4 protein-coding genes and 1 pseudogene are annotated in these 6,607 nt (G+C 72.1%); 3 read left to right on the top strand and 2 right to left on the bottom strand.

Translation table 11 applies throughout. From position 1 onward, the window contains the following. Window positions 1-91 precede the first annotated feature (91 nt). Window positions 92-1,489 (bottom strand): type VII secretion integral membrane protein EccD, encoded by a 1,398-nt coding sequence (eccD, locus tag AB0J68_RS23905; protein WP_363940523.1) that lies wholly within the window; start codon window positions 1,487-1,489, stop codon window positions 92-94. Window positions 1,490-1,655: 166 nt separating this feature from the next. On the opposite strand from eccD, the gene eccCa reads away from it, so the two are divergent. The 3 genes from eccCa (at window position 1,656) to AB0J68_RS23890 (ending at window position 6,506) form a co-directional block, all read left to right on the top strand. Next, window positions 1,656-5,618, top strand: a complete 3,963-nt coding sequence (eccCa, locus tag AB0J68_RS23900; RefSeq protein WP_354855537.1) for a type VII secretion protein EccCa — start codon at window positions 1,656-1,658, stop codon at window positions 5,616-5,618. A gap of 275 nt (window positions 5,619-5,893) precedes the next feature. Next, entirely contained in the window at window positions 5,894-6,202 is a 309-nt protein-coding gene (locus AB0J68_RS23895; protein ID WP_354855538.1) for a WXG100 family type VII secretion target, read from the top strand. A gap of 25 nt (window positions 6,203-6,227) precedes the next feature. Then, on the top strand, window positions 6,228-6,506 hold the full coding sequence (locus tag AB0J68_RS23890; protein WP_354855539.1) for a WXG100 family type VII secretion target: 279 nt from the start codon (window positions 6,228-6,230) through the stop codon (window positions 6,504-6,506). A gap of 5 nt (window positions 6,507-6,511) precedes the next feature. Here AB0J68_RS23890 and AB0J68_RS23885 read toward each other — a convergent pair. Continuing rightward, window positions 6,512-6,607 (bottom strand): annotated as a pseudogene (locus tag AB0J68_RS23885) (ATP-dependent DNA ligase); the annotation flags it as partial.

The raw sequence follows: 6,607 nt of genomic DNA, 5'->3' as shown, positions 1-6,607 counted from the left end.
CCGGGCGTCTACGCCAGCGCGCCGGTCGCGTCAGCGCTGGGCGGCGCCGGTCGTCGGCAACCCCGCTGACGGCGCGCTGGAGCCTCCCCGGTCAGGGCCGCAGGTTGACGATCCAGCCGTACAGGCCGCAGACCCAGACGGCGAGCGGCACCAGCGCGATGATCAGCATGATCTCGACGATGTCGAGCAACCGGCCCCACACCGGCGAGATGCGCTTGCCGGCGACGGTCAGGCCGTAGATCAGGCTGACCACGGCAGCCACCAGCAGGCCACCGAGGATCAGGCCGAGCCGGACCGGAAGCGATCCACCGGCGAAGGTCGCCGCGGCGGCCAGGCCCAGTCCGACGGTGCCGGCGAGCAGCACCGGAACGCGCTGGGCCCGACCCAGGAGCGGACGCGCCCGCAGCAACGACAGCAGGGCCAGCACCAGGCAGAGCAGCACCGCCGGCAGGCGGCCGTCCAGGGCCAGCACGAGCTGCGCGCCGAGCACCAGCAGCGAGACCATCCACAGCAGACCGGTGAGGAACTGGTCGGCCCGGTCGCTCCGCTCGAGCACCTGCCGCCCGTCGACCGACTCGCTGTCGGTCTTCAGGTCGTCCGGGCCGGTCGGGATCGACGGCACCGGCAGCCGGGCCAGCCGGTAGGCCACCATCGGCAGCGCCGGCACCACGCCGAACGCCACCGCCGCCACCACCGCGGCCCCGGCCGCGGCGTCGATGCGGAGGGCCAGGCAGAGCAGCGCGCCCAGACCCGTCCCCGCGCCCACCCCGATCGCGGCGAAGAAGAGGGGGTACCGGTCACCGACGGCCAGCACGGCCACCGCCCCGGCGACCACCACGGCGGTGGCCGCGAGCAGGACGTGCGGACTGGCCAGCTCGGTCAGCTTCCGGTCACCGGCGAGCAGCAGCAGGCCACCGGTGCCCGCGTGCACCAGCCCGACCATCGCCAGCACCGAGCCCGTCCCGCTGTCACCCGCGGCCCGGGCGAGCACCGCCGCGCCGACCAGCAGCGCCACCGCGACCAGCAGGGCGGCCAGCGTGCCGGGCAGGTGGGGAGGGCCGGTGAACAGGGCGGCCAGGGCGCCGCCGCCGAACGCCGCGGCGGCGAACAGCACCGCGAACGATCGGGTCGCCCCGACCTGCCAGGAGCCCGGCCGCCGGGTGGTCGCGGTGGCGACCGCGTCCACCACGTCGTCGAATACGACCTCCGGCGCGGAGGCGGACCGGGGCTTGAAGTACAACACCTCGCCGTCGCGGACACCGAGCTGCGCGGCGGTACGACCACCCTCCAGAGGTGCGCCACCCAGGCGGGACAGCGCCCAGCCGCCGTGCCGCACCCCGTCGTCGGCCAGGTCCTCCCCGGCGTAGCGCAGCAGGGTGGGCAGAAGGTCCGCCATCGGCACGTCCGACGGCAGGGCCAGATCAATCCGGGTACGGGGGGCCACAATGGTGATCCGGCTCAGACCACCGGTCGCCGTCTTCGTCGCCACAGTGGCCTCCTGGTGTCCATCTACGATCGGCGGGCCGGGGTCCCGCGGTGCGGGTGCACCGCGCCCACGGGAGATTACCTACGATGACGGGCACGTACAGTGCCCACCCGCGGGCTTCGGGCCGCGCCGGCACGACAGCAGGGCCGCTTCTGGGGAGGAGACAGCCGTGAGCACGGTCGTGTTCCGCCGACCTCCGCGCCAGCCGGGGCCGGCCTTGCCGCGCGGTGAGGTGCTGCTGGAGTCCCCGCCCGAGCTGCCCGAGCCGACGCCCCGCGGGATGGGGCAGCTGCTCATGATCCTGCCGATGGTCTGCGGTGTCGGTGCGATGGCGTTCCTCTACGCCGGCCGGGGCGGCGGCATGATGACGTACGTCGCGGGTGGCCTGTTCGGCGTCTCGATGCTCGGCATGGCCATCGGCTCGCTCAGCAACGGTGGCAACGACAAGGCCGAGCTGAACGCGGACCGCCGCGACTACATGCGTTACCTGGCACAGATGCGCAAGCGCACCCGGCGGGCGGCGGCCCAGCAGCGGGACGCGATGAACTGGCGGCACCCGGAGCCCGACGCGCTCTGGTCGATCGCGGCGTCCCGCCGGCTGTGGGAGCGGCGGATCACCGAGCCCGACTTCGGTGAGACCAGGATCGCGCTCGGCCCGCAGCGGCTGGCCGTGGAAATCGTCCCCCCGGAGACCAAGCCGGTCGAGGACCTGGAGCCGATGAGCGCCATCGCGCTGCGTCGGTTCGTCCGCGCACACTCCACTGTGCCCGGCCTGCCGACCGCGCTGTCGGTGCGCGCGTTCAGCCGGGTGGTGCTGCGCGGCGACCGGGAGCCCGTGCTCGATCTGACCCGGGCGGCCCTGGGCCAACTGGCGACGTTCCACGCCCCGGACGACCTGGTCGTCGCCGTGGTCGCCGCGCCCGACCGGCAGTTGGCCTGGAACTGGGTGAAGTGGCTTCCCCACGCCCACCACAGCGGCCGGACGGACGCGGCCGGCGCGCGCCGGCTGGTCTTCGCCAGCCTGGCCGAGGCCGAGGCGTCTCTCGCGGCCGAGCTGGCCGGGCGACCCCGGTTCGCCGCCGAGGCCAAGCCGCTGACCACCGCGCCACACGTGGTCGTGGTGGTCGACGGTGGCGAGATCTCCCCGACCTGCCAGCTGGTGGGCCAGGGGCTGCTCGGCGTCACTCTGATCGACCTCTCCGGGACGGTGCCGCGCGACGTCGGCCGCTGGCTGCTCTGCCTGGACGTGGGCGACGGCACCACCCTCGACCTGATCCGGGGCAGCTCGTCGTCGCGGCTCGGACGACCCGACCGGCTCACCGCCGAGGCCGCCGAGGGGCTGGCCCGGCAGATCGCGCCGTACCGGCTGTCGCAGCAGCAGACCAGCAACGAGGAGCCGCTGGCCCGCAGCACGGAGCTGCCCGACCTGCTCGGCGTCGGTGACGCCGCCGCCGTGGACGTGCACCAGACCTGGCGGCCGCGCGGTCACCGGGACCGGCTGCGCATCCCGCTCGGCGTCGGCCCGGACGGCAACGTCGTCGAACTCGACTTCAAGGAGTCGGCGCACGAGGGTATGGGCCCACACGGCCTGGTCATCGGCGCGACCGGCTCGGGCAAGAGCGAGCTGCTCCGTACGGTGGTGGCCGCCCTGGCGGTGACCCACTCGTCGGAGGAGCTGAACTTCGTCCTGGTGGACTTCAAGGGCGGCGCCACGTTCGCCTCGTTGGAGGCGTTGCCGCACACCAGCGCGGTGATCACCAACCTGGCCGACGAGCTGCCGTTGGTCGACCGGATGCGCGACGCGCTGGCCGGTGAGATGGTGCGCCGGCAGGAGCTGCTGCGCGCGGCGGGCAACTACGTGTCCCGGTTCGAGTACGAGAAGGCCCGGGCGGCCGGTGAGCCGTTGGCGCCGATGCCGAGCTTGTTGATCATTTGTGACGAGTTCAGCGAGTTGCTGGCCGCGAAGCCGGACTTCATCGACCTGTTCGTGATGATCGGCCGGCTGGGTCGGTCGCTCGGTGTGCACCTGTTGCTGGCCTCGCAGCGCCTGGAGGAGGGCAAGCTGCGCGGTCTGGACACCCACCTGTCGTACCGGATCGGTCTGCGCACCTTCTCGGCGGTGGAGAGCCGGATCGTGCTCGGCGTGCCGGACGCCTACGAGCTGCCGAACGCGCCCGGGCACGGCTACCTCAAGACGGACACCAGCACCATGCTGCGGTTCCGGGCCGCGTACGTCTCGGGGCCGTACCGGGCGCCCGGCCAGCAGGCCTCCGCGTCGCAGGCCCTGGTGCAGCGCCGGATCGTGCCGTACGGCGTCAGCTTCATTCCGGCGCAGGCCACGCAGGTGTCGGTGGACGCCATGCCGGAGCCGGAGCAGCCGGCCGACGGCAAGGCCGTCGCGATGCTGGACGTCCTGATCGACCAGCTCAAGGGTCGGGGCCGCCCCGCGCACCAGGTGTGGCTGCCGCCGCTGGCGGAACCGCCGGGCCTGGGCGAGCTGCTCGGTCCGCTGGCCGTCGACCCGACCTACGGGTTGTGCACGGCGTCCTGGCCGGGCCGGGGTCGCCTCACCGTGCCGGTGGGCGTGGTGGACCGCCCGTACGAGCAGCGCCGCGACCCGATGATGGTCGAGCTGGCCGGAGCGGGCGGCAACGTCGTCATCGTCGGCGGTTCGCTCAGCGGCAAGAGCACCATGCTGCGGTCGCTGCTGGCCTCGCTGGCGCTCACCCACACGCCGCGCGAGGTGCAGTTCTTCTGCCTGGACTTCGGCGGTGGCGCGCTGCGCAGCCTGGAGCGCCTGCCGCACATGGCCGGGGTGGCCGGCCGGCGCGACGTCGAGGCGGTGCGGCGCACGGTGGCCGAGGTGGTCGCGGTGCTGGACGAGCGGGAGATGCGCTTCGCCCAGTACGGCATCGACTCGGTGGCGAGCTACCGCCGTCGCCGGGCGGCCGGCGAGTTCGCCGACGACCCGTTCGGCGACGTGTTCCTGGTGGTGGACGGCTGGAACACCCTGCGCCAGGATTACGAGGAGCTGGAGCAGACCATCACGACGCTCGCCAACCGGGGTCTCGGCTTCGGGGTGCACGTGGTGCTCACTGCGGTGCGCTGGGCGGAGATCCGGATCAACATGCGCGATCTGCTCGGCACCAAGCTGGAGTTGCGCCTGGGCGACGCGGCGGAGTCCGAGATCGACAGGCGCTCGGCGATGAACGTGCCGGAGAAGTCGCCCGGTCGCGGCCTGACCCGGGACAAGCTGCACTTCCTCACCGCGATCTCGCGGATCGACGGTCGGCGCGACATCGAGGATCTGAGCGAGGCGTCGGTCGCGCTCGCCGGGCACGTGGCGGCGAACTGGCCGGGGCGTCCGGCGCCGAAGGTGCGGCTGCTGCCGCGCCGGCTGCCGGTGTCCGAGCTGGCCCGGATCATCGACCGGTCGGCCCCCGGTCTGCCGATCGGCGTCAACGAGTCGGCGCTCGCGCCGGTCTACCTGGACCTGGCCAACGAGCCGCACCTGACCGTCTTCGGCGACGCCGAGTGCGGCAAGACCAACCTGCTGCGGCTGATCGCCCGGGGCATCACCGAGCGGTACACGCCGGCCCAGGCGCGGCTGGTGATCGCCGACTACCGGCGTGGGCTGCTCGGCGCGGTGGAGGGCGATCACCTGCTCGACTACGCGCCGTCCAACCAGGCGTTCGCGCAGGGGCTCGGCTCGATCCGCAGCGCGCTGTCCAACCGGCTGCCCGGCCCGGACGTGACCACCGCCCAACTGCGGGACCGCAGCTGGTGGAAGGGCCCGGACCTCTACATCCTGGTGGACGACTACGACCTGGTGGCCTCCGGTGGCAGCAACCCGCTGAGTGCCCTGCACGAGCTGCTGCCGCAGGCCCGTGACATCGGTCTGCACCTGATCGTCACGCGTCGGGTCGGCGGGGTGTCCCGGGCGCTCTACGAGCCCGTGCTGCAACGGCTCCGCGAGCTGGACTCGCCCGGCCTGCTGATGTCCGGCAACCGGGAGGAGGGCACCGTCTTCGGCACGCTGCGTCCGAGCCCGCAGCCACCCGGCCGGGGCACGCTCGTCCGCCGACGCGACGGCCAGCAGTTGATCCAGACCGCCTGGTCCGAGCCAGCCTGACCGAGCCGTCACGGGGCTCGCTGAGCCGGCGGTCCGGAATCGGCGGGTGACCATGCGTGGTCGCGGGGCCGTTCGGGTCGGATTCCCGTCCGAACGGGCCGCACAAACGACGCGATTCACCGCCATCCATGGAACGCGGCCGGTCAGGGCTGCGATGGCTGGACAGATTCCGCTACGGTCTCAGGTGGAGTGTCCGTCGGTGGGGTGTTGCTGCCTTGCCGCGGGGGAGGGGCGCGGCAAAGCCGCCGCCACAACATGACGGAAGGGTGTGAAGCATGGCGTTCGAGGTCGAAGCTGCGACTCTGCATACCGCCGCGAGTGACGTGCGGTCCACGCGCAGCGAGGTCGACGGCGAGCTGAAGAAGCTGTGGAACGTAGTCGACGACCTGGCCATGGCGTGGAAGGGTCAGGCGTCCACGGGGTTCCAGTCGCTCATGGCTCGCTGGAACGAGGACACGGTGGGCCTGCTGACCGCGATGGACAACATCGCGGACCTGCTCGACAAGTCGGGTACGACGCACCAGGTCAACGACGAGGAGCAGCAGCAGATGCTGGACAAGTTCCACTCTGCGCTCAACCCGTGATCCGTAGCCAGCAGAGGAGGAAGTCGTGACGATCAAGGTTGACTACGCGGTCCTCGAGAGCAGCAACCAGCAGATGCAGGCCATCTCGAAGACCATCGACGAGAAGCTGGACACGCTGCGGTCGATGCTGTCCAAGCTGCAGTGGGAGGGCGAGGACCGCACCGCCTACGAGCAGCACCAGGCGAAGTGGGACTCGTCGGTCCGGGACATCAACCGGATCCTGAACGAGATCGGTGGTGCCGTCGGCATCGCCCGCGAGAACTACGTCTCCACCGAGATGAGCAACTCCAAGGTGTGGGGCTGACACAATTCGACGGCCCGCTGGTTGGCGAACCAGAGCAGGGTGCGCCGGTCGTCGCAGAGGGCGTACGAGATCTCCCGGTGCGACGCCTCGGCCCAGACCGG

Source organism: Micromonospora sp. NPDC049580, assembly GCF_040675595.1.
Lineage (GTDB): Bacteria > Actinomycetota > Actinomycetes > Mycobacteriales > Micromonosporaceae > Micromonospora.
Note: the sequence above shows the minus strand (reverse complement) of the source record. Positions and strands in the feature narration are given on the sequence as shown.

Coding starts and splice junctions, on each gene's coding strand:
- AB0J68_RS23895 (WP_354855538.1), top strand. CDS start 5,894: ATGGCGTTCGAGGTCGAAGCTGCGACTCTGCATACCGCCGCGAGTGAC.